20 protein-coding genes are annotated in these 26,225 nt (G+C 58.6%); 8 read left to right on the top strand and 12 right to left on the bottom strand.

Translation table 11 applies throughout. The features are described from left to right. Positions 1-104 precede the first annotated feature (104 nt). From ACW9IN_RS07980 to rplM, 5 genes are all read right to left on the bottom strand, one after another. Positions 105-887: a cytochrome c1 gene (locus ACW9IN_RS07980; protein ID WP_457365361.1), complete on the bottom strand. Its 783-nt coding sequence runs from the start codon at positions 885-887 to the stop codon at positions 105-107. Then, the gene (locus ACW9IN_RS07975) at positions 887-2,098 is read right to left on the bottom strand and encodes a cytochrome b (RefSeq protein WP_457365360.1); all 1,212 of its coding nucleotides are present in this window, start codon (positions 2,096-2,098) and stop codon (positions 887-889) included. Before ACW9IN_RS07975 ends, ACW9IN_RS07980 begins: the two co-directional genes overlap by 1 nt. Next, complete coding sequence (petA, locus tag ACW9IN_RS07970) at positions 2,098-2,694, bottom strand: ubiquinol-cytochrome c reductase iron-sulfur subunit (RefSeq protein WP_457365359.1); 597 nt, start codon at positions 2,692-2,694, stop codon at positions 2,098-2,100. The genes ACW9IN_RS07975 and petA overlap by 1 nt, the downstream gene beginning before the upstream one ends. Before the next feature lie 266 nt (positions 2,695-2,960). Beyond that, positions 2,961-3,353, bottom strand: a complete 393-nt coding sequence (gene rpsI / locus ACW9IN_RS07965) for a 30S ribosomal protein S9 (RefSeq protein ID WP_457365358.1) — start codon at positions 3,351-3,353, stop codon at positions 2,961-2,963. A 14-nt stretch (positions 3,354-3,367) separates the two neighbouring features. After that, a complete protein-coding gene (gene rplM, locus ACW9IN_RS07960) occupies positions 3,368-3,796 on the bottom strand; it encodes a 50S ribosomal protein L13 (protein WP_003188508.1) in 429 nt (142 codons plus the stop codon). Positions 3,797-4,045: 249 nt separating this feature from the next. Here rplM and ACW9IN_RS07955 point away from each other — a divergent pair, with 249 nt between their 5' ends. Continuing rightward, a complete protein-coding gene (locus ACW9IN_RS07955; RefSeq protein WP_457365357.1) occupies positions 4,046-5,086 on the top strand; it encodes an NADP(H)-dependent aldo-keto reductase in 1,041 nt (346 codons plus the stop codon). Between the two features lie 113 nt (positions 5,087-5,199). Here ACW9IN_RS07955 and ACW9IN_RS07950 read toward each other — a convergent pair whose 3' ends face one another. Continuing rightward, positions 5,200-6,336: an acyl-CoA dehydrogenase family protein gene (locus ACW9IN_RS07950; protein ID WP_457365356.1), complete on the bottom strand. Its 1,137-nt coding sequence runs from the start codon at positions 6,334-6,336 to the stop codon at positions 5,200-5,202. A 220-nt stretch (positions 6,337-6,556) separates the two neighbouring features. On the opposite strand from ACW9IN_RS07950, the gene ACW9IN_RS07945 reads away from it, so the two are divergent. Continuing rightward, positions 6,557-7,477: a GlxA family transcriptional regulator gene (locus ACW9IN_RS07945; protein ID WP_457365451.1), complete on the top strand. Its 921-nt coding sequence runs from the start codon at positions 6,557-6,559 to the stop codon at positions 7,475-7,477. Positions 7,478-7,556: 79 nt separating this feature from the next. On the opposite strand, the gene zapE is transcribed toward ACW9IN_RS07945, so the two are convergent. The 3 genes from zapE to ACW9IN_RS07930 form a co-directional block, all read right to left on the bottom strand. Then, positions 7,557-8,651: a cell division protein ZapE gene (gene zapE, locus ACW9IN_RS07940; RefSeq protein ID WP_457365355.1), complete on the bottom strand. Its 1,095-nt coding sequence runs from the start codon at positions 8,649-8,651 to the stop codon at positions 7,557-7,559. A gap of 78 nt (positions 8,652-8,729) precedes the next feature. Beyond that, positions 8,730-10,085 carry a tryptophan--tRNA ligase gene (locus ACW9IN_RS07935; protein WP_457365354.1) on the bottom strand — a complete coding sequence of 452 codons (1,356 nt, stop codon included), beginning with the start codon at positions 10,083-10,085 and terminating at the stop codon, positions 8,730-8,732. 24 nt (positions 10,086-10,109) lie between these two features. Beyond that, on the bottom strand, positions 10,110-10,739 hold the full coding sequence (locus tag ACW9IN_RS07930) for an alpha/beta hydrolase (protein WP_457365353.1): 630 nt from the start codon (positions 10,737-10,739) through the stop codon (positions 10,110-10,112). A gap of 147 nt (positions 10,740-10,886) precedes the next feature. Between ACW9IN_RS07930 and ACW9IN_RS07925 the strand changes: the two genes are divergently transcribed. Then, the gene (locus tag ACW9IN_RS07925; protein WP_003171734.1) at positions 10,887-11,324 is read left to right on the top strand and encodes a YhcB family protein; all 438 of its coding nucleotides are present in this window, start codon (positions 10,887-10,889) and stop codon (positions 11,322-11,324) included. A gap of 195 nt (positions 11,325-11,519) precedes the next feature. On the opposite strand, the gene ACW9IN_RS07920 is transcribed toward ACW9IN_RS07925, so the two are convergent. Continuing rightward, entirely contained in the window at positions 11,520-13,244 is a 1,725-nt protein-coding gene (locus ACW9IN_RS07920) for an ABC transporter ATP-binding protein/permease (RefSeq protein WP_457365352.1), read from the bottom strand. A 254-nt stretch (positions 13,245-13,498) separates the two neighbouring features. Between ACW9IN_RS07920 and ACW9IN_RS07915 the strand changes: the two genes are divergently transcribed. After that, positions 13,499-16,123, top strand: coding sequence for a dermonecrotic toxin domain-containing protein (locus ACW9IN_RS07915; RefSeq protein ID WP_457365351.1), 2,625 nt, complete (start codon positions 13,499-13,501; stop codon positions 16,121-16,123). A 57-nt stretch (positions 16,124-16,180) separates the two neighbouring features. Here the strand turns inward: ACW9IN_RS07915 and ACW9IN_RS07910 are convergent, their stop codons facing one another. Then, positions 16,181-16,741 carry a response regulator transcription factor gene (locus ACW9IN_RS07910; RefSeq protein ID WP_457365350.1) on the bottom strand — a complete coding sequence of 187 codons (561 nt, stop codon included), beginning with the start codon at positions 16,739-16,741 and terminating at the stop codon, positions 16,181-16,183. Beyond that, the gene (locus tag ACW9IN_RS07905) at positions 16,734-17,996 is read right to left on the bottom strand and encodes an ATP-binding protein (protein ID WP_457365349.1); all 1,263 of its coding nucleotides are present in this window, start codon (positions 17,994-17,996) and stop codon (positions 16,734-16,736) included. Before ACW9IN_RS07905 ends, ACW9IN_RS07910 begins: the two co-directional genes overlap by 8 nt. A gap of 206 nt (positions 17,997-18,202) precedes the next feature. Between ACW9IN_RS07905 and ACW9IN_RS07900 the strand changes: the two genes are divergently transcribed. The 4 genes from ACW9IN_RS07900 to ACW9IN_RS07885 all read left to right on the top strand — a co-directional run bounded on the left by ACW9IN_RS07900 (position 18,203) and on the right by ACW9IN_RS07885 (position 25,992). Further along, entirely contained in the window at positions 18,203-18,916 is a 714-nt protein-coding gene (locus ACW9IN_RS07900; RefSeq protein ID WP_457365348.1) for an SIMPL domain-containing protein, read from the top strand. A 319-nt stretch (positions 18,917-19,235) separates the two neighbouring features. Beyond that, positions 19,236-22,415, top strand: coding sequence for a dermonecrotic toxin domain-containing protein (locus tag ACW9IN_RS07895; RefSeq protein WP_457365347.1), 3,180 nt, complete (start codon positions 19,236-19,238; stop codon positions 22,413-22,415). A gap of 88 nt (positions 22,416-22,503) precedes the next feature. Then, positions 22,504-24,105 (top strand): ABC transporter substrate-binding protein, encoded by a 1,602-nt coding sequence (locus tag ACW9IN_RS07890; protein ID WP_457365346.1) that lies wholly within the window; start codon positions 22,504-22,506, stop codon positions 24,103-24,105. Between the two features lie 258 nt (positions 24,106-24,363). Continuing rightward, positions 24,364-25,992 (top strand): ABC transporter substrate-binding protein, encoded by a 1,629-nt coding sequence (locus ACW9IN_RS07885; protein WP_457365345.1) that lies wholly within the window; start codon positions 24,364-24,366, stop codon positions 25,990-25,992. Positions 25,993-26,225 lie beyond the last annotated feature (233 nt).

Here is a 26,225-nt window from a genome sequence, read left to right as displayed (position 1 = left end):
CGCGCCCAGGGAGCATCTCGGTAACGACTGGTACAACCAGACTGCTACGTATTCAGAGATGCCGCTGGGCGCGCAAGATTAACAGCAATTGCCTTACGTTTGGATCAATGCACGTCCTTCCAGTATTCGCGTTTGAGCAGATAGGCGAATACGAAGAAGAACGCCAGGTACAGCAGCACATAAGTACCGATGCGCTGATGTTGCAGTTTGACCGGGTTTGCCGAGTAGGCCAGGAAGGTCACGAGATTTTTTACCTTCTCGTCGAACTGCTCTTCGTTCAGCGTACCGGTCTTGGGCACGATGGTCAGCTGGTCACACGCTTCGTGGGTCAACGGCGTACCGGTCAACGGATCATATTGCTTCTTGCCATCTTCCACGACTTGAACCTGCTTGCACCCTACCACTTGACGTCCTTGCAGGCCGACCAGAACATTAGGCATGCCGACGTTCGGGAACACCTTGTTGTTCACACCCCATGGGCGCGCCGGGTCTTCGTAGAAGGACTTGAGGTAGCCGTAGAGCCAGTCGGTGCCACGCACGCGGGCCACCAGGGTCAAGTCGGGTGGCGCAGCACCGAACCAGACCTTGGCGTCAGCCGGCTGCATGCCGATGCTCATGTGGTCGCCGATCTTGGCACCGGTGAACACCAGCTTCTCCAGCATTACTTCATGGGGGATGCCCAGGTCATCGGCCACCCGCTCATAACGCTGGAACTTGGCGCTGTGGCACCCCATGCAATAGTTGGCGAATGTCCGCGCACCGTCTTGCATGGCGGCCTTGTCAGACACGTCGATGTCGACTTTTTCCAACTCGGGGCCACCATGCTCGGCAGCGAAGGACAGTAGCGGCAAGGCCGCAAGCATCAATGCAACGAATAATTTTTTCATCAGCCAGTCACCCTTTCCGGAACCGGTTTGGTCTTCTCGAGCCGGGTGTAGAACGGCATCAGAATGAAGTAGGCGAAGTACAGGAAGGTGCAGACCTGCGACAGCAACGTGCGCTCGGGGGTCGGCGCCAATACGCCCAGCACGCCCAGGATCACGAAGGAAATGCAGAACACCCACAGCCAGATCTTGCTCAGCCAGCCCTTGTAGCGCATGGATTTGACCGGGCTTCGGTCGAGCCAGGGCAGCACGAACAGCACCGCAATGGCCGCGCCCATGGCCATCACGCCCATGAGCTTGTCGGGAATCGCCCGCAGGATTGCGTAGAACGGCGTGAAGTACCAGACCGGCGCAATGTGCTCAGGGGTCTTGAAAGCGTTGGCTTGCTCGAAGTTGGGTTTCTCCAGGAAATACCCACCCATCTCCGGGAAAAAGAACACGATCGAGCAGAACACGAACAGGAAGACCACCACGCCGACGATGTCTTTCACGGTGTAGTAAGGGTGGAACGGAATGCCGTCCAGCGGTACGCCGTTTTCGTCTTTATGCTTCTTGATGTCCACGCCATCCGGGTTGTTCGAACCCACTTCGTGAAGCGCCAGGATATGCAGCACCACCAATCCCAGGATCACGATGGGCAGGGCCACGACGTGCAAGGCAAAAAAGCGGTTCAGGGTGATGCCGGAGATCAGGTAGTCGCCCCGGATCCACTGCGTCAGGTCGTTACCGATCACCGGAATCGCACCGAACAGCGAGATGATCACCTGTGCCCCCCAGTACGACATCTGGCCCCATGGCAGCAGGTAGCCCATAAAGGCTTCGGCCATCAGCGCCAGGTAGATCAGCATGCCGAAGATCCACACCAGTTCCCGCGGCTTCTGGTACGAACCGTAGAGCAGGCCACGGAACATGTGCAGGTAGACGACGATAAAGAACGCCGATGCGCCGGTGGAGTGCAACAGGCGCAGGATCGAGCCGTACTCGACGTCGCGCATGATGTATTCGACGGAGGCGAAGGCCTCTTCGGCCGACGGGGTGTAGCTCATGGTCAGCCAGACGCCGGTGACGATCTGGTTGACCAGCACCAGAAGTGCCAGGGAGCCGAAGAAGTAGAAGAAGTTGAAGTTCTTCGGGGCGTAGTACTTGCTGAGATGGTCTTCCCACATTTTGGTGGCGGGAAAGCGCGCATCGACCCAATCCATGAACTTGCTCATCAGGCTTTCTCCCCCTCGTCGACGCCAATGACAATGACACTGTCAGTCTCGTAGTGATGTGGCGGAACTGGCAGGTTCAAAGGTGCGGGTTGTGACTTGTAGACGCGGCCGGCCAGGTCGTAATGGGAGCCGTGGCAAGGGCAGAAGTAGCCACCGACCCAGTCCTTGCCCAGGTCGGCAGGGGCGACTTCGGGGCGGAAGGTAGGCGAGCAGCCCAGGTGGGTGCAGATACCGATCAGCAGCAGGATCTCTGGCTTGATCGAACGGATTTCCTTATCGACGTAGGCGGGTTGGTCGGAATTCTTCGAGTCGGGGTCGGACAGCTGACCTTCGATTTTCTTGAGATTTCCCAGGATTTCCTCGGTACGACGAACGATGAAGACGGGCTGGCCGCGCCATTCAGCAACCATCTGCTGCCCTGGCTCGATCTTGCTGACATTCACCTTCACCGGTGCACCTGCGGCTTTCGCCTTGGCACTGGGAAACCATGACCCCACGAACGGGACCGCAGCCCCCACCGCTCCTGCAGCACCCACCACGGATGTGGCTGCTACCAAGAAGCGACGCCGGCCTGCATTCACGCCGTCATTGCTCATTCAGTCCTCTCCCATCAGCTTTTTGGCCTGTTAAATCAGGCGTCTACTAAGTATTGAAGCTTTGCTTATAAAAATTTTGTCGGATGGTAATGAAAAGCCCCACGCCTGACAAGGGAATTGCCCGGCGCTCAGCCCCCAGGCCTTGTAGTATAGGGGGTCTACGGATGTGGCAAGTTGTCACGGCGAAATTTGTGCATAAATCGCAGGCAATAAAAAACGCCCAGCTCCATAAGGAGGCTGGGCGTTTTTGTGAAACGTAAAGCGAATTAACGCTTCGAGTACTGCGGACGCTTACGCGCTTTACGCAGACCGACTTTCTTACGTTCAACTTCACGGGCATCGCGAGTAACGAAGCCAGCTTTACGCAGGGTGCTGCGCAGGCCTTCGTCGTAGCTCATCAGTGCGCGAGTGATGCCGTGGCGGATTGCGCCAGCCTGGCCACTTACGCCGCCACCGATAACGGTGACGTAGATGTCGAACTTTTCAACGGTCTCGGTCAGTTCCAGCGGCTGACGGACTACCATGCGGGCAGTTTCGCGACCGAAGAAGTTGTCCAGGGAGCGGTTGTTGATCGAGATGTTACCAGTGCCCGGACGCAGGAAAACGCGTGCGGTTGCGGTTTTGCGACGGCCAGTGCCGTAATTTTGAGTCGCCGACATAATGAACTATTCCGTTAAAACTTCAGTTCTTGGGGCTGCTGAGCAGCATGAGGGTGGACAGCGCCCGCATAGACTTTCAGCTTGCGAAACATATCGCGACCCAGTGGGCCCTTCGGCAGCATGCCTTTGACCGCGATTTCGATCGGGGCTTCAGGCTTCTTGGCAATCAGGCCTTCGAAGTTGGAAGACTTGATACCGCCAGGGAAACCGGAGTGACGGTAGTACATTTTGTCGCTTGCTTTGTTGCCGGTTACACGAACCTGCTCAGCGTTGATGATCACGATGTAGTCACCGGTATCAACGTGCGGGGTGTACTCAGGCTTGTGCTTGCCACGCAGACGGCTGGCGACTTCAGTGGCCAGACGACCCAGGGTCTGACCAGCGGCGTCGACGACAAACCAGTCGCGCTGAACTGTTTCCGGTTTTGCAGTAAAAGTTGTCATTCTTTAATAGCCTCAGGGGCCGCCTGTAAAATAGACGGCGGATCTTACTGAATAGTGCGTACTTTGACAAGGTCAAAGGCAGCCGGATACAGACGCTATCGGGGGCTCGGGTCGGCGCGTCCGTTCAACGGCAAGATTCTTCGGCAGGCGGCGCATCACTTCCACTGCAGAAAGAGGTGGGCAATTATGCAGATTGCGAAAAAAAATTCAACCTGCTTTTATGAATGATTTCCCGGTAAGGAGTACTCGATGGACTACCGACAGTTGGGCCGTACCGACCTTGAAGTCAGCGCGATTGCCTTGGGCACCATGACCTGGGGCGAGCAGAACAGCGAGGCAGAGGCCTTCGCACAAATCGAGCGCGCCAAGGCCGCTGGAGTCAACTTCCTGGACACCGCCGAGATGTACCCCGTGCCACCCAAGGGCGAAACCTACGGCGACACCGAGCGCTGCATCGGCAATTACTTCAAGCGCAGCGGCGACCGAGCCGACTGGGTCCTCGCCACCAAGATCGCCAGCCCCGGCAACAATATCGGTCACATTCGCGGCGGCCATCTCAAGCTCAACCGCCAGCACATCGTCGAAGCCCTGGACGCCAGCCTCAAGCGCCTGCAAACCGACTATATCGACCTTTATCAACTGCACGCCCCCGAGCGCAGCACCAACTTTTTCGGGCAATTGGGGTATGTGCATAAAGTCGAAGATGATCTGACGCCGCTGGAAGAAACCCTTGAAGTACTGGGCGAGCAGGTCCGCGCCGGCAAGATCCGCCACATCGGCCTGTCCAACGAAACCCCGTGGGGCGCCATGAAGTTCCTGGCCCTGGCCGAAGCCCGTGGCTGGCCGCGCGCGGTGTCGGTACAGAACCCCTACAGCCTGCTCAACCGCAGCTTCGAGGTGGGCCTGGCGGAAGTCGCCATGCGTGAACAGTGCGGGTTGCTGGCCTATTCGCCCCTGGCATTCGGGATGCTCAGCGGCAAGTACGAGGGCGGCGCCCGCCCAGCCAATGCGCGCTTGAGCCTGTTCAGCCGCTTCAGCCGTTACTTCAACCCGCAATCGGAGGCCGCGTGCAGCCGTTATGTGGCGCTGGCTCGGGAACACGGCCTGGATCCGGCACAAATGGCCCTGGCGTTCGTGACGCAGCAGCCGTTCGTGACCAGCAACATCATTGGCGCCACGACCCTGGAACAACTGGAAAGCAACTTGGCGAGCGCCGAGCTGAAGCTCGCGAAAGAGGTGCTGGACGGGATCGAGGCAATCCAGAAGGATCATCCGAACCCTGCGCCTTGATGGATCTTTAGGCCCCCATCGCAGGCAAGCCAGCTCCCACACTTGAAAGTGTTCACAAATCAAAATGTGGGAGGGGGCTTGCCCCCGATGAGGCCCTCAGCAACACCACAAGATCAGAGCGCTCGCGCAATAATCTCCTTCATGATCTCGTTGGTCCCCGCATAAATCCGCTGCACCCGCGCATCCGCCCAGGCCCGGGCAATCGGGTATTCCCACATGAAGCCGTAACCCCCGTGCAACTGCACGCACTCGTCGAGCACCTTGCATTGCAGGTCCGTGGCCCAGTACTTGGCCATCGCCGCCGTGGGCACATCCAGCTTGCCCTCCAGGTGCAACGCGATGCACTTATCCACAAACACACGCCCGATCTGAATTTCGGTCGCCATCTCCGCCAGCTTGAAGCGGGTGTTCTGGAAGTCGGCGATCGCCTGGCCGAACGCCTTGCGCTCGCGGGTGTACGCCAGCGTCCACTCCAACGCGGCCTCGGCGGAAGACACCGCGCCGATCGCCACGGTCAGCCGCTCTTGTGGCAGCTCCTGCATCAGGTACGCGAACCCCATCCCCGCCTGGCCCAGCAGGTTTTCCCGGGGCACTCGCACATCCTGGAAGAACAGTTCCGAGGTGTCCTGGGCCTTCATGCCAACCTTGTCCAGGCGCTTGCCCTTGGCGAAGCCCGGGGTGTCGGCCTCCACCAGAAACAGGCTGGTGCCTTTGGCGCCGGCCTTGGGATCGGTCTTGGCCACCACGATTACCAGTTCGGCCAGGTAACCGTTGGTGATGAACGTCTTGGAGCCATTGATCACATACTCATCACCGTCCAGCACGGCAGTGGTCTTCACTCCTTGCAGGTCGGAGCCGGCGCCCGGCTCGGTCATCGCGATGGCCGTGACCCGCTCGCCGGAGATCAACTTGGGCAGGTACTTGTGCTTCAGCGCCTCACTGCCGTAATGCAGGATATAAGGCGCGACGATATCCGAATGCAGCGAAAAACCGATGCCGGTCAAGCCCAGGCGGCTGATCTCCTCGATCACCACCGCGCTGTAGAGAAAGTCCGCACCGAGCCCGCCATATGCTTCCGGCAGGTGCGAGCAGAGCATCCCCGCCTCGCCTGCCTTGCGCCATAAATCGCGGTCGATATAGCCCTGTTTCTCCCATTGCCCATGAAACGGCGCAGCGTCTCTTTCAAGGAAGGTGCGCACGCTCTCGCGAAAGAGCTCGTGCTCCGGGCTGTACAAGGTTCTGGGGATCATGGGTCACCTGCGTGGCGTGTCGGACAAGGGCTAACCCACAGAGCCTATGCCGCGAAGGCCTCACGGGACACTGGACACATGCGACAAAAAATAAGACGATCCAGCCGTCTGGTGACCACTTTCCCCTATAAGAATAAATGAAATTATGTCTAACCAAATCTCCACGCCGTTGCGGCGCGTCAGCATTTTGGCCATTGATCGGGTATTCGCTTCCACCCTCATGCAAGCCAAGGATTTCTTCCACCTCGCCAGCCTGCGTTACGGCAAACAACAAGGCCTGGGCCTGACGCCGGCGTTCGAAACACGCCTGGTCAGCCCCGACGGGCAATCGGTGCGCAGCTTCAGTGACGTGATCGTACCGGTGGATGGCGGCCTGGAAAACGCCGACATCATCGTACTGCCCGCTTTCTGGGATGACTTCGACGCCCTCTGCACTCGCTACCCTCAAGTACTACCGTGGCTGCGTGAACAGCATGCGCGCGGCGCCGTGCTCTGCGGCGAAGCCACCGGCGTGTTCTGGCTGGCCGAAGCCGGGCTGCTCGATGGCAAGGAAGCGACCACCTATTGGCGCTTCTTCAACGCCTTCAGCGAACGTTTCCCCAAGGTCCAGCTCAACCAGGACAAGCACCTCACCGACGCCGACAACCTGTATTGCGCGGGTGGCACCACCTCGGCGTGCGACCTCTACATCTATTTGATCGAACGCTTCTGCGGTGCCAACATCGCCCAGGCCGTGGCCCGGGACATCCTTTACGAAGTGCAACGCAGCTATTCACCTGGGCGCATCGGGTTTGGCGGGCAGAAGCTGCATCAGGATGTGATCATCCTGCAGATCCAGCATTGGCTCGAAGAACACTTCGCCGACAAGTTCCGCTTCGAGGACGTCGCGCGGGAACACGGCATGAGCATTCGCAACTTCATGCGCCGTTTCCAGACCGCCACCGGCGACAAGCCTTTGCATTACCTGCAACGCCTGCGCATCGAAACGGCCAAGGGCCTGCTCTCGGGCAGCCGCAAGAGCATCAAGACCATCAGTTATGAGGTGGGCTACGACGATGCAAGCTTCTTTGCGCGGTTGTTCAGGCAGCACACAGAGCTGTCGCCGAACCAGTATCGGCAGCAGTTTCAGCAAGCGGCATAACCCCAGGCACACACAAACCTAATGTGGGAGCTGGCTTGCCTGCTCCCACAGTTTGATCTCCATTGTTCTGGAGATTGGCTTACGGCTTGTGCCCGCGCGACAGGAACTCGTGGGACTGCATTTCCAGCAGACGGCTCAGGGTGCGCTGGAACTCGAAGGTCAGGCGACCGCCGGTGTAGAGATCCTTGAGCTCGACTTCCGCCGAGATGATCAGCTTGACGTTACGGTCGTAGAACTCGTCGACCATGTTGATAAAGCGCCGGGCGATGTCGTCGGTGGTGACGCTCATCTGCTCCACACCGCTCAGGATCACCGCGTGGAAGATCTTGCCCAGTTCGATGTAGTCGTTCTGGCTGCGCGGACCGTCGCACAAGGCACGGAAGTCGAACCAGGCGACGTCATCGCAGGTACGCAAGGCAATGATTTCGCGGTTTTCGATCACCAACCTGTCGTTTTCCACCGCCTTCGTGCATTCCGGCGTCAAGGCGCGGAAGCTTTTCTTGAGGCTTTCGTGGGCCGCTTCGTTCAGCGGGAAGTGGAACAGCTCCGCCTGCTCCAGGTGACGCAGGCGATAGTCGACGCCGCTGTCGACGTTGACGATCTCGGTATTCTGCTTGATCAGCGCAATGGCCGGCAGGAAGCGCGCGCGTTGCAGGCCGTCTTTGTACAGGCCGTCGGGCACGATGTTCGAGGTGGCGACCAGGGTCACACCGTTCTTGAACAGCTCTTCCATCAGGGTGCCGAGGATCATTGCGTCGGTGATGTCGGAAACGAAAAACTCATCGAAGCAGATCACCCGCGCCTCTTCGGAGAAACGCTTGGCGATGATGGTCAGCGGGTTTTTCTCGCCCGGCAGGGTCTTCATCTCTTCGTGCACACGCTTCATGAAGCGGTGGAAGTGCGTCCGAACCTTTTCCTTGAACGGCAGCGCTTCGAAGAAAGTGTCCACCAGGTAAGTCTTGCCCCGGCCCACACCGCCCCAGAAATACAGGCCTTTGACCGGGGTGTGGTCTTTCTTGCCAAACAGTTTGCTGAACATCCCTGGCTTGTTTTGCGAGGCCGCGATCAGGTCGTCATACAGGCGCTGCAAATGACGCACGGCATTTTCCTGGGCCGCATCATGGAAGAATTCCGGGCGTTTCAGATCAGCTTGATATCGTTCTAGGGGCGTCATAATTCGTTAGCAAGGCAACAAAAACGGGCCGTCACTGTAACGACGGCCCTGGATAATGGCAATCAACCCTTGGTCGGGTTAATCCTCGATGGGTGTCAACGCAACGCGCAAGGCGGCGATGGCGGCGTCGCGCGACACTTCGTCGGCAAACGCAGCGCTGTCGGCCACTGCGGCACCGTCCAGCCATACGCTGAAACTCAAGGCATCGGTACGTACGTCAAGCGCATCACCGCTTTGCAGTTGCTTGGTCACCGCGCCGGCCGCCTTGCCATCGGCGAAGTTGCGCGAGAGCAGCAGTTGCTCGCCGTCAGCGGCCAGCAGGCGGAAGCGGAAACTGCCATCGTCTTCGCGGAAGCTCACGAAGCGCGCGATTTTTGCGGCTTTTTTCTTGGCCGCGACCGGCACCGTGGCCTGCTCGACGAACGAACGCAGGCCAACCGCTTCACGCAGCTCTGCCAGAAACGGCGCCGCCGACGCGCGAGCCTTCCTGGCACCGACCTGCAGCAGGTCTTCCATGTCCGACGGACGCGACATCAATTGGTGATAACGCTCGCGCGCTTCGCTCAACTGGCCGTCCAGCAGTTGGAACAGACGGTTCTTCGCCTCGCCCCAGCCCAGGCCTTGCAGCAGCTCGTCGCGGAACTCGGCTTCCTGGGCCTTGCTGGCGAACGCCTGGTACAGGGTGAACAGGTGCGAGTTGTCCGGGTCCTTGGCTTCGCCCGGCGCGCGGGAGTCGGTGACGATCCGCGAGATCGCGTCTTTCATGTCCTTGGCGCTAGTGAACAACGGGATGGTGTTGTCGTAGCTTTTGGACATCTTGCGGCCATCCAGGCCCGGCAAGGTGGCGACGCTTTCTTCGATCAGCGCCTCGGGCATGGTGAAAAATTCTTTACCCTTGCCGAACAGGTGGTTGAAGCGCTGGCCAATGTCGCGAGCCATTTCGACGTGCTGGATCTGGTCGCGGCCGACCGGCACCTTGTGCGCGTTGAACATCAGGATGTCCGCCGCCATCAGCACGGGGTAGCTGTACAGGCCCATGCTGATGCCCGCATCGGGGTCTTCGCCGGCTTCCACGTTCTTGTCCACCGACGCCTTGTAGGCATGCGCGCGGTTGAGCAAGCCCTTGGCCGCGACGCAGGTGAGCAGCCAGGTCAGCTCGGGAATTTCCGGAATGTCGGACTGGCGGTAGAAGGTCACCCGGTTCACATCCAGGCCACCGGCCAGCCAGGTCGCGGCGATTTCCATGCGCGAGCGCTGGATGCGCTGCGGGTCATCGCACTTGATCAGGGCGTGGTAGTCGGCCAGGAAGTAGAAGGAGTCGGCATTGGCATCCTGGCTGGCGAGGATCGCCGGGCGGATCGCACCGGCGTAGTTGCCCAGGTGCGGCGTGCCGGTGGTAGTGATGCCGGTGAGGATACGGGTACGAGTCGTCATGGGTAATCGCTTGTCAGACTGCTATCAATTCGAAAGGCGCGGCAACACCAGATCCTTCAGATCGGTGAGCTTGCCATGAAAAAAGTGCCCGCATTCTGCCACTTTCAGCAGCTCATGGGGGCGATTCAAGGCGCCAGACCAGTCGTAAACCAGCTGCGGGTCAACCACTTCGTCGGTTTCCGGCTGGATCAGGGTCAGCGGACAGCCCTGGGGCAGCACGTCGGTATCGCGCAGGCGCATCACCGCAGCGGCCACCATGAACAGGTGCGCGAGTTGTTCGCCCTTGGCTTCCAGGCGGCCGCCGAGGCTGGCTGCTACATAGCCACCGAAGGAAAAGCCAAGCAACGTGATCGGCAAATCCGGGTGTTTTTCCCGCAGCCAGGTGGCGGCCGCTTCGGCGTCGTCCACTTCACCGGTGCCCATGTCGTGAGTACCGGCACTGGCCCCCACACCCCGGTAATTGAAACGCAGCGTGATCAAACCGGCATCACGGGCAGTACGTTGCAGGGTCGAAACGACTTTGTTGAGCATGGTTCCGCCCTGCACCGGGTTAGGGTGGCAGATCAGCGCCAGGCCACGTGGCTCGGGGTGATCCAGGTACAGGGCTTCCAGTTGGCCTACCGGGCCATCGATCAAAACAGGGGTTTCACGCATGAGCAAGAGATGAACTCCGTGACCTCTCAAAGGGTCGACTCGTCTAGCTAAAAGTCTGTGCTTGGCATCATTGCGAGCTTAATCGCGGTATACAGCGCAGGTCCGAGCCGTTAACGTAAAGCAAAGCCGTTTATAGAGGAAGGACTCGTGGAACACTCGCTCTTAGTTTGGTTGTTGCCGACTCTTGCCCTGGTTGCCGGTGTCGCCATTGGATTCCTGGTTGCCCGCTTGCTGCCGAATGCCGCGCCTAACCGCACGCAGCGTCAGCTGGATGACATTCAGGAACGTTTTGACAGTTATCAGAACGAGGTTGTTACCCACTTCAACAGCACCGCGACCCTGGTCAAGAAACTCACCCAGAGTTACCAGGAAGTACAGGACCATCTCGCCGATGGCGCCAACCGCCTGGCCCTCGACGACATCACTCGTCAACGCCTGCTGGCTGCGCTGCATTCCGATGCGCCGCAAACCCCACGGGAACGCCTGACCCCACCTCGGGAAAATCAGGAGCCACCAAGGGACTACGCGCCAAAAACGCCGAACGCCCCCGGTATGCTGGATGAGCATTACGGCTTGAAGAAGTAAGTTTTCTTCACCCAACAAAAAGCCCGGTTGATCGATGATCAGCCGGGCTTTTTACTGGCCCCTCATTCTTCAGAACACTGAAGACCCCATGTGGGAGCTGGCTTGCCTGCGATTGCAGTCGGCCAGTTGATACACCTGCGGCTGACACACCGCCATCGCGGGCAAGCCCGGCTCCCACATGGGCCGCATACGGCCTTAAGCCACGGGTTGCTCCTGCAACAACCCGCTCTCGATCCGCACATGCCGCCCATGGAAGCGCTTGAGGCTGCTGCGATGGCCGACGCTGACGATACTCAGCCCCGGCAACTCATCGATCAGCGCTTGATACAGCGTTGCCTCATCCTCTTCATCCATGGCCGAAGTGGCTTCGTCCATGTACAGCCATTGCGGCGCGAACAGCAACGCGCGAGCAAACGCCAGGCGCTGTTGCTCACCTGGCGAAAGCATGCGCTGCCAGTGATTGGCTTCGTCCAGGCGTGCAACCAGATGCGGCAAGCGACAGGTTTCCAGGACCTGTGCATAACGTTCTGCCGGGTAAACGCTGTCGTCCTGTGGATAGCTCAACACTGCCCTGAGGGTGCCGATCGGCAGATAAGGTTTCTGCGGCAGGAACAGGTAACGCGCCGCCGGCAAACGAATGCTGCCATGCCCCGCCGGCCACAGCTGGCCCATCGCCCGCAGCAGCGTACTTTTGCCGCTGCCGGAGCGCCCGCTCAGCATCACACGCTGGCCCGGTTCCACGGTCATGTCCGCATCGGTGAGCAAGTGGCGGCCGTCGGCCAGGTCCATGCCCAAGTTCTGCACCACCAGCCGCTCGCCCTCGGGACGCACATCGATAGCCGGCGCACGTTGCTCGTTTTCACCCATGGCCTGATGAAAGCTCAACAGACGGTCACTGGTCGCACGCCATGACGCCAGTTCCGAATACGCGCTGATGAACCAACTGAAGTTCTCTTGCACGTTGCCGAATGCCGAGTTGATTTGCATCAGCTCGCCCAACTCGATCTTGCCGGTAAAGTAGCGCGGCGCAGCAACGATAAACGGGAAGATGATAGCGATCTGGCTGTAACCGGCAGTGAAGAAGGTCAGGCGCTTGGACACTTTCATGATGTCCCAGAAGTTGTGCCAGACCTTGCCGAAGCGGGCGCTCAAGCGCTGGTTTTCGTTGGGTTCGCCGTTGTACAGGGCGATGCTTTCGGCGTTTTCGCGCACCCGTACCATGGAGAAACGCAGGTCCGCTTCGAAGCGTTGTTGTTGGTTGCTCAGGCCGATCAAACGTCGGCCAATCAGGTGCGTCAACCAGCTGCCGACGGCGGCGTACAGCAGCGCGCACCAGAACATGTAGCCGGGGATGGTGATGCCAAACACTTCGATGCTGCCCGACACGCCCCACAGGATGATGGAGAACGACACCAGGCTGACCACATTGCGCAGCAACCCGAGCCCCAGGCTCAAGGTGCTGGAAGTGAAGTTGTTGAGGTCTTCGGAAATCCGCTGGTCCGGGTTATCCGTGTAGCCGCCCTGCTCCAGTTGGTAGTAGTTCTTGTGGGCGAGCCAGCGCGCGAAATGCCGCTCGGTGAGCCAGGCCCGCCAGCGAATGGTCAGCATCTGGGTCAGGTACAGGCGGTACACGGCGCCGAGGATGGCCACGGCGGCAATGCCGCCGAAATAGCCGATCAACTGCCAGAACGCCTCGGTGTCCTTCTTCTCCAGGGCGTTGTAGAAGTCCTTGTACCAGTGGTTGATCCACACGGAGATCGCCACGCTGAACAGCGACAGGCCAATCACTGCCAACAGCAGCAACCAGGCCTTGCCCTTCTCCTCACTGCGCCAATAGGGCGTGATCATTGCCCAGGTTCGTCGAAAGAATTGCCCACGCACCGCGTCGTTGACCGCGGAGTACTCAGCGTTCTGATTCATCGTTCAGGCTCGGTAGGGAAAGAATCACGGGGTTTGAGCCGATCATAGACGATCGGTTCAGCCCGTCGTACACCCCCGGGCAGATTATTCAGACATTGTTCAGCCCCGTAGCGGGTGCTGTTGCAAACGGACGGTACACCCAGTGAGGCACTTGTCTTACTCAGAAAAAAAGGGCGGCACAAGCAATGGAACGTTACCTACACCCTCACCACACAAGAGACCGCCAATAAACGTTCCTGTCCGAGACTTGCCCTATGCAGATTGCCACCCAACGTTTCAGCCTGTATCCCGCGCCTGACTCCCCCCTTTCGCAGCAGGAAAACAACAATGTTCGTCAGAAACGCTCGATTGACGCCAGCGAACCGAAAGACCAAGAGGTCGTGCAGACAGTCAAATCGACACCCTCAGGGGATGGCTATGAAGAAGTGAGCGTCAATCCTGACCCGGGCAAGCGCGTCGGTGTGGGTGAAAAAACACCCGCGTCGGTCGACCTGGGTGTCAACATCAATATCGACCCCATCACGCAAGACATCAGTAACTCGTTCAACAGCGCCGAGCAGGAAGCTTCAAGCTTCTTAAAGACTCTATTCGCGAGTTTTGTACAAAAGGCCCTATCCCCCGAAGACAAAAAAAAGTGGGGCGTCGACCCCGATAACACTTACCTGGTGACGTTCGAATACAACACCACCGGAGAAAAACCTTACCCGGCGAAAGTCATTCAACGCATCTCGTTGACCCAGGCGCTTATACAGAACACGCAGGAGGCGCCCTCGGGACAAGGTTTTTCAGTGCCCTACTTCGCGGGAGGCCCGGACGTCATCGTCAAACCGGACCTGGACATCCGCACACCAGGCCCGTTCGACTTTTCCAGTCGGTCCGATCCCGGCACGGAAAAGGCCGACATCACCCATATCTTTCAAGGCATTTATAAAGAGTCCCCCGGAGAGCCTGCAAAAGCCTACAACGCAAGCAACGAAAGCGGTATCAAGCCGGCAGAGCTCAGGCAACTGATCAAAACGGCTGATTATCAAAAGCCGTACAAAGAGTATCTGGACGACTTCTGGAGCCGGCACCGGGAAAAATACCCCGTGCTGGCCAAAGCCTCTTTCGTCAAATCCGCCATGGCCCAACACCAGGAAGGCACGCTGACAGAGCAAGGTCGCGAGCTGATCATGCGGGCTGCCGGGTTGTCCGGTCATCAGGAATCGTGGCCGGACGTGAAATATGAGGACTTGCAGAAGAATCCGCCCAAGGACCCCAACATTGAAATGGGCTTGCTCAAAGTCGGTCATTATCAGTCCACCGACCTCATGTACATCACGGATACCAAGAGCACGCCGGCGTTGACCTTGCTCTACATCCCCGGAAATTCTTCGCCGCTGCACAGCTTCAACAGCCAGGCCGAGATGAAGACCTGGCTGGCAGAGCAAATGGCCGACCCGGCCAAACGTAATGCCATGGAGTTGCACTTTGCCTTGAAAGACGAACCCAACGGGTTGGCCAGGGCCGGTGACGACGAAACCCTGGCAGGGCTAGGCACCTGGCCGCAAAAGCGTGAAACCCCGGGTGGGCTGTTCAACTACGATCACCGGGCCTTTTCCGGCTTCTGGGACCCGCAAACCTACATCACCACAGAGCCCAGTAACCTGCCGTTCGATGAAATCACGAAGCGCCAGAAAGATCGCTCTTATGCCGATGCCGATGTCGAGATCACCAGTAATGCAGATGTCGCCAAAAACAGCATTCTGTCGGGCCTGAAAAAAACCAGGAAATTCGCCTTGTTTCTTACCCCGTTGGCGTTGGTGATGCCCGAGGTTGGCTTGGCGCTGGATCTGTTCTACCTGGCTGACGGGGGTACTACCACCGTCATCGGTATTGACGACAAGGCACACGGAAAGCCCCAGGGCACTGAACGAATCGTGTTCGGGACTTTCAATGCCGCCACCGCTGTGATTCCTCATATTGCAAGAGCGGGCAAGGTAACGAAAGGCGCCGCCGGCAAGATCGAGTCCGAGACCGTAACCATCAACGATAAGCCCGCGATGAACCGCCCCGAAGTGTCGTATACACAGGTCTCCAGCGCAGAATCCCGCGTACCGGCGCCTCGCCAGCCGCTGCCTGACTTCAGCGCCCACGCTCTGCCTGACTCACTGCTTGAAGGTCGCGCTCTGAGAGGGGACGGTACGTATCAAGTAGGGGAAAAGTTCTATGTTCACTACACCGACGGCACCGGCATCAGCCGCGTATTTGAAATAGACCGCAACTATAAAATCGCGAACGGATACGTTCGGGTCATTGATCCCGCTACCCAGAAAACCGTGATGTTTTTGGAATCGGCTGGTCACGGCGAATGGCGATTAAACACGCTGAAAGGCGGTGGCAAGAAAGTCATCAAATCCGCGCAACCAAAAGGCCCGATCGCAAAGGAAAATGCGGCGCCGGGCATTTCAGCAAAAGCGCCATTGATCAACCATCAGGATTGGCAATCCATCCTGGATTCGGGCACTTACAACGGGCAGCCCGTTTACATTCACTACACCGACAAGGCCGGCGCGGAGGCGATCGCCCAAGGGCAAGCCATTACGGATGCGACACGAGGCGCAACGCGTGCAGGCTCGAAGGGCGGTATCTACGTGAACCCTCCAGGCCAAAAGTTCAATGGTGAAAACGTCGAAGACCTGTTGTTTCTGGGGAACGAACGCTACGTGGGCAGGGGGGATTACATGGTGATATTCAGCACTGACCAGGCTCCCGAGGAGCTCGGCGCCATCACCGCCGGCAGCCCGTTCGTCGAGCTGAGGATGCCAAAGGAGATCAAGCTGAAACCGTCGAACTTCCTGTACCTTGGCCCTAACACATTTCCCAACTATTTCAGTTGAGGGCCTCTCGAAATAGCCGGGTCCCCCGGCTATTTCCCTTTGTATCAGGCAACCCGATCAGCGCCGTACCGGACGCTTCTGCAATTTACGTTGCAACGTACGGCGGTGCATGCCCAGGGCACGGGCAGTGGCGGAGATATTGCCCTCATGTTCGGTCAACACCCGCTGGATGTGTTCCCACTGCAGACGGTCCACCGACATCGGGTTTTCCGGCACCAGCGTATCGAGGTCAGCATGCTCGGAGAGCAAGGCGGCCAGCACGTCGTCGGCATCCGCCGGCTTGCACAGGTAGTTGCAGGCACCCCGCTTGATGGCCTCGACGGCGGTGGCGATGCTGGAATAACCGGTGAGGATCACCACGCGCATTTCCGGGTCGAGTTCCAGCAGCTTGGGCAACAGCACCAGGCCCGAATCGCCATCCATTTTCAGATCAAGCGCGGCATAGTCCGGCAAGTCCTGCTGAGCCAGGATCAAGCCTTCTTCGGCGGAGCCAGCGGTGCTCACGCGAAAACCGCGACGGCTCATGGCACGCGCCATCACGCGGGTAAAGGTGGCGTCGTCATCTACCAGCAACAGGTGCGGCAGTTCTTCGCCTTCGACTTGGATCTCGTCACTCATCGATATCTCCTCGTGCGACACGGGGCAGGCGCAGCTCGGTGAGCGTGCCGCCTTCCTCATGACTATAGAGCTTCACTGAGCCGCCCGCGCGGGTCACGCTGGCCTTGCTCAAGAACAGGCCCAGGCCGAAGCCTTTGCCCTTGGTGGTAAAGAAGGGTTTGCCAATCTGCTCGGCAATGGCCAGTGGCACGCCCGCGCCGTGGTCGCGAATACTGATGGTCACATTTTCCGCGTCCCAGTCCAGCTGTACGCCCAACCCTTCGGGACAGGCGTCGGCAGCATTGTTCAGCAGGTTGAGCAATGCCTGGGTCAGGTCCGGCGGCGGCGCCAGACGCGGCACGCTGCCTTGGCCCAATAGATGAAAACGGTAACTGGCTTCAGGACGCATCAGGTGCCAGCGGTTCAGGGCTTCGTCGAGCCACCGGGTCACGTCCTGCATCTCCACGGCCAGGCGGCGATTGGCTTCGGCGGCACGCACCAGCTGTTGCAAAGTCTGTTTGCACTGCTTGACCTGTTCCTGCAACACACTCAGATCGTCCTGCAAGGCCGGGTCGTGGTGGTCCTGGGTCATTTCCTTGAGCAACACGCTCATGGTCGCCAGCGGTGTGCCCAACTCATGGGCCGCGCCGGCAGCCTGGGTGGCAACGGCAAGCAACTGCTGATCGCGCAGGCCTTCTTCGCGGCGGATGGCGCGCAACTCTTCCTGGCGGCGCAGCTCTTCGGCCATGCGCGCGGCAAAGAACGTGATGACCGCCGCGGACAGAGCAAAGCTCAGCCACATCCCGTAAATCTGCAGGTTTTCCCGCGCGATGGGAAAGGTCTGCAACGGGTAGAAGCGCGCGAGCAACAAGGTGTAGAGCGTCAGGGCGATGCCCGAGAGCACCACCGAATAACGCCACGGCAAAGTCACGGCGGCGATGGTCAGCGGCACCAGGTAATACGAAACGAACGGGTTGGTGGAACCGCCGGAGAAATACAGCAACACACTGTGGATAAACAGGTCGCAGGCCAGTTGCAGGGCATATTCCAACTCGGTCACCGGCCATGTCGTGCGCAGGCGGATGGCCGTGAACACACAGAGCACGATGGAGAAACCGAGGGTCACGGCCAGTTGCAGCCAGGGCAGCGGCAACAGGTCGAACCAATAGGCAAGCCCGACAGAACCAGCCTGGGCGGCCAGTACCAGAGTGCGGATGAACGTCAGGCGCCAGAGGTTCTGGCGAGTGGCGGAAGTCAGTTTTACGGCGGCGAGCATGGGCTCTCCCGATGAGCGCTGCAGGCGGATCGGCAGGAGTATAAACGAAGCAGCCCCCTTCCCACGGCCTGTGTGGCTCTTTGCCGCAGGCTAGGTAGATGACCGTTCGTCGGGCCCACCAAAACTTGTTGGTAATGTGTAAACCCGAAGAACCCGACACCACCGTCTACAGTCATACCGAACACGCACAACCCCAAGGAGCTTCCATGTCTCGTTTCACTCGCAGTGCAGCCGTTATCACCCTCGGTGTCGCCACCCTCGCCAGCCTCCCCGCGCTGGCTGCCGATGCACTGAATTACAACCAGATTTCCCTGCGGGCCGAGGTCAGCCAGGAAGTGGCTCGCGACAAGATGATCGTCACCCTCTACACCGAATCCCAGAACAGCGACCCGGCCAAGCTCGCTGCCGAAATCACCAACACCATGAACAAAGCCCTCGCTGAAGCCCGCGAAGTCAAAGGCGTGACCCTGCGTCAGGGCAGCCGCAACAGTTACCCGATCTACGACAGCAAGAACCAGAAGATCACCGGCTGGCGCGAACGGGCCGAACTGCGCCTGGAAAGCGCGGACTTCCCGGCGCTGTCCAAGCTCACCGGCGAACTGCTGAACACCCTGAAAATGGAAAACATGGACTTCGCCATCGCCGACGCCACGCGCAAGGCCAGCGAAGATGCGCTGCTCAAGGACGCCGTCGCCGCCTTCAAGGCCCGCGCGCAACTGGCCACCGACGCACTGGGCGGCAAGGGTTACAAGATCGTCAACCTGAACTTCAATACCAACGGTTACCCGATGCCCTACGCGCGTAATGGCGGGATGATGATGAAGGCCGCCATGGCCGATTCGGCGCCCACGCCTGAAGTGGAAGCTGGCACAAGCCAGGTGAACATGAGTGCCGACGGCGTGATTGAAGTCTTGCAATAATTTCCGAAGCCTGCGGTGAAAAAGGCGCACTCCGAAAAGGACTGCGCCTTTTTTTGTGGGAAGCTTTACCTTTCGAGGTAATGCTTCGCAGCATAATCGGCTGGAATCAATCATCGGGCTTTCGCGACACACACAACGGAGCAGTCACAGGGAGTGCTGCATAGACGTTGTTTACTTCACGAGAACCCGCTTTATGATTATCCCCCTTCGTTACAAAGCGCCCATCCCGCCGCACTCTCCCTACGGTTTGTCAAACCAACCAGCGAAGGTAAAGGCTCCAACAAACGACCCCGCCCCTTCATCTCCCCATGAGACCGCGTTGCTCAACGCCTATCTTGAAGCAGTGCAAAACAAAACCCAGAACAAAACGCCCGGCCTGATCACGGTTCCTGCGCAGAGTACGTTGGGGCAATGGCTGGAACTGTATCGGGCCCAAGTGGAGCACCCAGTGGTTCAGTCCTGGTTGCGCGATCAAAAGATCGGCGCATCCACTATGCTTTCAGTCGACCCGGCAAAAGGCACGCTTTCGGTAGAAGAGGATGGAAAAACCAGAACCTTTACCCTGTCGGACACATCGGGCTGGGGCCAGATTTCAGGTCCGTTGCTGGCCGCTGCAAAAGTGATTGCCCCCGAAAACAGAGACCCTCTGCGCGTGAGGCTAGCGGATGGTTCAACCCGGGTCAGCACGAAGGTGGTCGCCAACTTCCAGGGAATACCGCTGCCTGAAACCCCCTCCCAGGCCAACGAGCAAATCAAGCATCTGCGGCACCAGAACGCCTTCGACCCCATTCCAGCCGATGACCCCATACGCCCGGCCAGCAAGCGCTCGACTCACGCGCTGGCGGTACAAAGACAAGATGCCGCCAGGTTCTACCTCGGCGCACCCCACGCCCTGGAATACAAACGCTTGGCGGTCAACGTTGCCACCCAACTGCCCAATACTCGGGAGGAAGCCAAAAAATGGGCAGAAAAGCTTATTTTCCAATTGACCGGCAAGCACGTCGATGCAGATACGATCTTCCTGAACCGCTTCAAGACCGCCAGCACGCCCCTCAGCGCAGACTCGGCCACCGTGACCGGCTGGGAGCATCCCGGTGAAGAGCCTTACTCTTCGCTGCGCCTGCCCGATGCACTGCTGAAAAACTTCAACGAACATGACGGGGTGCCGGGCAACCTGGACCTGGACGCCGGTTTATACCTGGATGGCCCCGGTCAAAGCACAAAAGGCGGGTACGGCGCTCACAACCAGTTCCCGCTGGCGCCATCCGCCCTCATGCACGCGAGCTGGAAAACCGACTTCCAGGCCGAGATGACCCAGAAAATCGATCATTTCTGGAGCACCCAATCCGAGAACTACGAAGTCGCAATCAAGGGCGAATTCGTTTACCAGGCCCGCAAGCAACTCAAGGCCAACGACGCCAGGTCGCCCGCCGAGCGAGCACTGCAAGCCCCCGAGCATAAATTCACCCGCGACGACTACCGCCTGGTGATGGGCGCCGCGTCCAATCTGCCAGTCGATGAGTATGCACCGCTCACTATCGAGCAACTCAAGGCCGGCAATCCCGACAAAGGCACCACCCGGGCACATGCCTTCAGCCTCCATGGTTTTACCTCCAGCGACATGGTGCGATTCAGCGCTGCCGATGGCCGGCAGGTACTGTCCATGCCAGGTGCCGAACCCGCTTTTTTGAGGTTTGACTCCCTGGAAAAGCTGAACCAATGGGTCGTGGACCAAACCAAAGATCCCAAGAAACGCGAAGACTTGCTCTCCCACTTCCCGCTGATTTATCGCCAGGACCATGAAGCCGGCTTCGGCGCGCGCGCGGCCAAAGTACTCATGCCCATCCTTTGGTTTACCCACGTTGGTGAGAAAACCGAGGGTTTGAGTACGTTGTTCGACAAAATGTCGACCGGAAAACTGAAAGACCCGGCGATCGATGACAGCCACTCGAAAATCGAAGGGGACGTGTTCCACACCGTCACGACCAGCACCAAAGAACGCATGAAAAGTGATGCCGACACGGTGATCAAGTCCAACAGCGAGGTGATCAGGGACACGTGGCTGAACGACATTACCGTGGCAGCGGGCCTGTTGGCGAAACTGGCGCCCATCGCAGCGCCGGTAGCGGTCGCCGCCGTCGTCACCGGGTTGACTGAACTGACACTGGGCGCGGAAAAAGCATCGTCCGGCGACACCGAGGCCGAGCGCAAGGACGGTGCGTCCAAAGCGTTCGATGGCCTGCTGAATACGCTGTTTTCGGTCGGGGCCAGCGGGCGCGTGGAGGATCCTTTCAAACTATCGGAGGAAAACCCGGCCGCCCCATCCCCGGGTGAGTCCCCTCAGGTAGAAAATCCGCAGCCCAGAGGCCCAAAATCGCTCTCTGACGCAAACCGGTTGCAACCCAGCCAGGCGGGCAACATCAGCGCATACGCGGTGCCGGATGGCGAAAGCCTCATTGAAAACGCCACACGCAATGGCAAAGGCATTTATCAGGTTAAAGATGATGTGTCCGGAGAGGACCATTGGTTTATTCGCTATACCGATACCACCGGTATTCGCCAGATATTCGAGATCAAAGGCGACTTCAAGCTGAGTAATGACTATGTACAGATCATCAACCGTGATACGGGTAAGCCGGTGATGACCGTACACGCCACACCTGACGGCGAATGGGCACGCGGCCTTGGCCCGGGTGGAAAGTGGCCTTGGACGCGGCTTTCGTCATCGCCGACAGAAACAGCCAAGTCAGCGCCAAAAATTTCCGACGCATTTATTGATTTGGAGGGCAAAAAACTCGACGGTGCCGAACAGATCGATGAATTCCTGTCCGTGGACGACCGCGTCAGCTACGAGTACTCCATACGCAATATCGAAGAGAGCGGTGTCATAAAAACCAAACTCGGTATTTCATGGGACTTGGCAGAGGACAACTTCGAGGTCGGCCTGACGGAAACTGCCGGACCATCAGATTTCAGCTCGAGCCAATACTCGGAACAATTTACCAAGGACCTGTCCCGCTTCAATTATTCAGTCGTCGTCAGGGACGGCACGAATGAAACGCGCACCGTACTCAAGAGCACCGCAAACGATGGCCTTGAAAAAACGGCGGAAAGACTTCGCCAATTTGAGGCGCTCATCCCTGACCCGGTATTGCGGGCACGTATTTCCGAAGTGGCTCACCAAGGCTCTCTGGCGCCGGCCTCGAACTACCTGAACCAGGACTCAGGCGGGTTGAAGGACGGATTTTACCTGGGCGGAAAAGATACGGAGGTCACCATCGAATACGACGCGCAGACGAAACGCGCCAAGGTTCATTTTGTGAGTACGAACACTATCAGCCAACCAGACGCTGAGCGTTACAAAATCCCGGGAGTTGAGATCACCACCAAACGGACCTTCAGCATCACCGAAAGCAACGAGATCTACGACGCCGACAATACTTACGTGATTGATAAACACGCACCGTCCAACATTGAACTCACACTCGTAGTGAAATGATTATTTAAACATCCCCTGGAACGGCGGTAACCTCGGTTCCGCCGTTTTCGTCTGGGCAGCCTTTATGCCTGCCACTTCAGGGGTCTCCATGGAAAGAATCGCCTTCAAACCGCTCCTCCTCGCTGCCGGCCTCCTGGCCTTTACGCCGATGGCCCATGCGGCCAGCACCCTGGTCTACTGCTCCGAAGCCAGCCCCGCCGGTTTCGACCCCAGCCAGTACACCAGCGGCACCGACTTCGATGCCTCGGCCGAAACCGTGTTCAACCGCCTGACGCAGTTCAAGCGCGGCGGCACCGAAGTCGAACCTGGCTTGGCGACAAGCTGGGACATCTCCCAAGACGGCCTGACCTACACCTTCCACCTGCGGGATGGCGTCAAGTTCCACACCACCGATTTCTTCACCCCTACCCGCGACTTCAACGCGGATGATGTGCTGTTCACCTTCAATCGCCTGCTGGACGCCGAAAGTCCATTCCGCAAGGCTTACCCTTCCGAGTCGCCGTACTTCACCGACATGGGCTTGAACACCACGATCAAGAGCGTCGAAAAACTTGACGACCACACCGTGCGTTTCAACCTGAACAATGTGGATGCGTCGTTCGTGCAGAACCTGGCCATGAGTTTCGCTTCGGTGCAGTCCGCCGAATATGCAGCCCAGCTATTAAAGGAAGGCAACGCCGAACAGATCAACCAGAAACCGGTGGGCACCGGCCCGTTCGTGTTCAAGCGCTACCAGAAGGACTCGCAGATTCGCTACGCCGCCAATAAACAGTATTGGAAGCCCGAAGACGTGAAGCTCGACAACCTGGTGTTCGCCATCACCCCGGACGCCGCCGCTCGCCTGCAGAAGCTCAAGGCCGGTGAGTGTCAGGTCAGCGGCTACCCGCGCCCGGCGGACATCGACGTGATGAAACAGGACCCGAACCTGCGAGTGCAGCAACAAGCCGGGTTCAACCTGGGCTTTCTCGCCTACAACGTGACGCACCCACCGCTGGACCAGCTCAAGGTGCGCCAGGCCCTGGACATGGCCATCGACAAGCCGGCGATCATCAAGGCCGTGTACCAGAGCGCCGGACAATTGGCGCAGAACGCCCTGCCGCCGGCCCAGTGGTCTTATGACCCAAACATCAAGGACGCGCCCTACGACCCGACCAAGGCGCGGGCGCTACTGAAAGAAGCAGGCATCGCTCCCGGCACCACCATCAACCTGTGGGCGATGACCGTGCAACGCGCGTCGAACCCCAACGCACGCATGTCGGCGCAGATGATCCAGCAGGATTGGGAAAAGGTCGGCATCAAAGCCAATATCGTCAGCTATGAATGGGGCGAATACATCAAACGCGCCAAAAATGGCGAGCACGACGCGATGATTTATGGCTGGACCGGCGACAATGGCGACCCGGATAACTGGCTCGGCGTGCTCTACAGTTGTGCCGCGGTCAAAGGCAGCAACTACGCCAAGTGGTGTAACCCGGCCTACGACAAGCTGGTGCAGCAGGCCAAGGTCAGCAATGACCGCGAGCAACGCATCAAGTGGTATCAACAGGCGCAAAAAATCCTTAAGGAACAAGTACCTATAACGCCTATTGCGAACTCGACGGTTTTCCAGCCCCTGCGCAAGGAAGTCCGGGACTTCAAAATCAGCCCATTCGGCCTGACACCCTTCTATGGCGTAAGTCTAGATAAGTAACAACCTCGCCCCAATCGGGTGCGTTAGACGCCTCGATTGGGCTTTTTTGGTGCGCGTCACGCACCGAAAAAAACCTCTATATATATGCATTTATGTAGAAACTTTCATAAATGCGACATTCCTGTACGTTCGTACCACTGTTTCAGCCTCCTAACGGTTCAGCATCTTGCAATGGGTATGGCCCCTGCATAAGTATCCGCAGGCCGACTCACGAGGTCGCCCTCACCACCAAAAATGACAACAAATCATGAGGCCAACATGCTTAAACACGCAGTCCTTCCGTTACTCGTTAGTGCTGGCCTTATGGCCGCAGCCCCTTTCGCCCACGCGGCGACTAACCTGGTGTTCTGCTCCGAAGGGAGCCCGGCCGGTTTCGATCCAGGCCAGTACACTACCGGAACAGACTTCGATGCCTCGGCCGAAACCGTGTTCAACCGTCTGAGCCAGTTCGAACGTGGCGGCACCGCCGTGATTCCTGGCCTGGCCACCAGTTGGGACGTTTCCCCGGATGGCCTGACGTACACCTTCCACCTGCGCGAAGGCGTCAAGTTCCACACCACCCCGTACTTCAAGCCGACGCGTGAATTCAATGCCGATGACGTGCTCTTCACGTTCAACCGCATGATCAACAAGGACGATCCGTTCCGCAAAGCCTACCCTACCGAGTTCCCGTACTTCTCCGACATGGAGATGGACAAGAACATCAAGAACATCGAGAAAGTCGACGACCACACCGTCAAGTTCACCCTGGGCACCGTGGACGCCGCCTTTATCCAGAACCTGGCGATGAGCTTCGCGTCCATCCAGTCGGCCGAATACGCGGCCCAGCTGCTGAAGGAAGGCAAAGCCTCGGACATCAACCAGAAGCCAATCGGCACTGGCCCGTTCGTGTTCAAGAGCTACCAGAAAGACTCCAACATCCGCTTCACCGGCAACAAGGACTACTGGAAGCCTGAAGACGTCAAGGTCGATAACCTGATCTTCTCGATCTCCACCGACGCCTCGGTGCGCATCCAGAAGCTGAAGAAGAATGAGTGCCAGATCACGGCCTATCCTCGCCCGGCGGACATCAAGCCCCTGGAAGCGGACAAGGACATGCTGATGCCGCACCAGGCCGGCTTCAACCTGGGCTACATCGCCTACAACGTGATGCCGGTGCTCAAGGGCCAGACCGCACCGAACCCATTGGCCGACCTGCGGGTACGCCAGGCGCTGGACATGTCGGTGAACAAGCAGCAGATCATCGACTCGGTGTACCAGGGCGCGGGCCAATTGGCCGTGAATGCCATGCCGCCAACCCAATGGTCGTATGACACCACCATCAAGGATGCCAAGTACGATCCTGCAAAAGCCAAGGAACTGCTCAAGGAAGCCGGTATCAAGGAAGGCACCGAGATCACCCTGTGGGCCATGCCGGTTCAGCGTCCGTACAACCCGAACGCCAAGCTGATGGCCGAGATGCTGCAAAGCGACTGGAAACAGATCGGCCTGAAGGTCAACATCGTCAGCTACGAGTGGGGCGAGTACATCAAGCGTTCCAAAGGTGGCGAGAACCAGGCCATGATCATTGGCTGGAGCGGTGACAATGGTGACCCGGACAACTGGTTGGGCACCCTCTTTGCCACCTCGGCACTGAACGGCAACAACTTCTCCAAGTTCAGCAACAAGCAGTACGACGACCTGATCAGTCAGGCCAAGTCGACCACGGACGTCGCCAAGCGCACCGATCTGTACAAACAGGCGCAGCAACTCCTCAAGAAAGAACTGCCTTACACACCTATCGCGCACTCGACGGTGTATCAACCCATGCGCAACACCGTACAGGACTTCAAGATCAGCCCGTTTGGCTTGAACTCCTTCTACGGCGTCAGCGTCAGCGGCAAGTAAGAATCCTCGACGGCGACGCCCATGGCGTCGCCGTTGTTGCATTCGCCTTGACCGTAGGAAACCAGCCACATCCGTATTCGCTACTGTCCTACAGCAACGAACCGCGATCCCTGACTCCGTTACCTACAACGTCAATCAGATTTGATGCATTTACTGTGAAGTCCACGACCCATAACGTCGTCGGATAACAGCCGCATCCGTCTGTTAAGGCATTTGCCGAGCGTGGGATCAGT

The organism is Pseudomonas sp. SDO5271_S396 (assembly GCF_054071795.1).
This window is presented reverse-complemented; position numbering and strand designations above follow the sequence as displayed.

Bases quoted from the DNA above. Each gene is read 5' to 3' on its own strand.
- ACW9IN_RS07980 (WP_457365361.1), bottom strand. From the start codon at position 887: ATGAAAAAATTATTCGTTGCATTGATGCTTGCGGCCTTGCCGCTACTG.
- ACW9IN_RS07975 (WP_457365360.1), bottom strand. From the start codon at position 2,098: ATGAGCAAGTTCATGGATTGGGTCGATGCGCGCTTTCCCGCCACCAAA.
- petA (WP_457365359.1), bottom strand. From the start codon at position 2,694: ATGAGCAATGACGGCGTGAATGCAGGCCGGCGTCGCTTCTTGGTAGCA.
- rpsI (WP_457365358.1), bottom strand. From the start codon at position 3,353: ATGTCGGCGACTCAAAATTACGGCACTGGCCGTCGCAAAACCGCAACC.
- rplM (WP_003188508.1), bottom strand. From the start codon at position 3,796: ATGACAACTTTTACTGCAAAACCGGAAACAGTTCAGCGCGACTGGTTT.
- ACW9IN_RS07955 (WP_457365357.1), top strand. From the start codon at position 4,046: ATGGACTACCGACAGTTGGGCCGTACCGACCTTGAAGTCAGCGCGATT.
- ACW9IN_RS07950 (WP_457365356.1), bottom strand. From the start codon at position 6,336: ATGATCCCCAGAACCTTGTACAGCCCGGAGCACGAGCTCTTTCGCGAG.
- ACW9IN_RS07945 (WP_457365451.1), top strand. From the start codon at position 6,557: ATGCAAGCCAAGGATTTCTTCCACCTCGCCAGCCTGCGTTACGGCAAA.
- zapE (WP_457365355.1), bottom strand. From the start codon at position 8,651: ATGACGCCCCTAGAACGATATCAAGCTGATCTGAAACGCCCGGAATTC.
- ACW9IN_RS07935 (WP_457365354.1), bottom strand. From the start codon at position 10,085: ATGACGACTCGTACCCGTATCCTCACCGGCATCACTACCACCGGCACG.
- ACW9IN_RS07930 (WP_457365353.1), bottom strand. From the start codon at position 10,739: ATGCGTGAAACCCCTGTTTTGATCGATGGCCCGGTAGGCCAACTGGAA.
- ACW9IN_RS07920 (WP_457365352.1), bottom strand. From the start codon at position 13,244: ATGAATCAGAACGCTGAGTACTCCGCGGTCAACGACGCGGTGCGTGGG.
- ACW9IN_RS07915 (WP_457365351.1), top strand. From the start codon at position 13,499: ATGCAGATTGCCACCCAACGTTTCAGCCTGTATCCCGCGCCTGACTCC.
- ACW9IN_RS07910 (WP_457365350.1), bottom strand. From the start codon at position 16,741: ATGAGTGACGAGATCCAAGTCGAAGGCGAAGAACTGCCGCACCTGTTG.
- ACW9IN_RS07905 (WP_457365349.1), bottom strand. From the start codon at position 17,996: ATGCTCGCCGCCGTAAAACTGACTTCCGCCACTCGCCAGAACCTCTGG.
- ACW9IN_RS07900 (WP_457365348.1), top strand. From the start codon at position 18,203: ATGTCTCGTTTCACTCGCAGTGCAGCCGTTATCACCCTCGGTGTCGCC.
- ACW9IN_RS07890 (WP_457365346.1), top strand. From the start codon at position 22,504: ATGGAAAGAATCGCCTTCAAACCGCTCCTCCTCGCTGCCGGCCTCCTG.
- ACW9IN_RS07885 (WP_457365345.1), top strand. From the start codon at position 24,364: ATGCTTAAACACGCAGTCCTTCCGTTACTCGTTAGTGCTGGCCTTATG.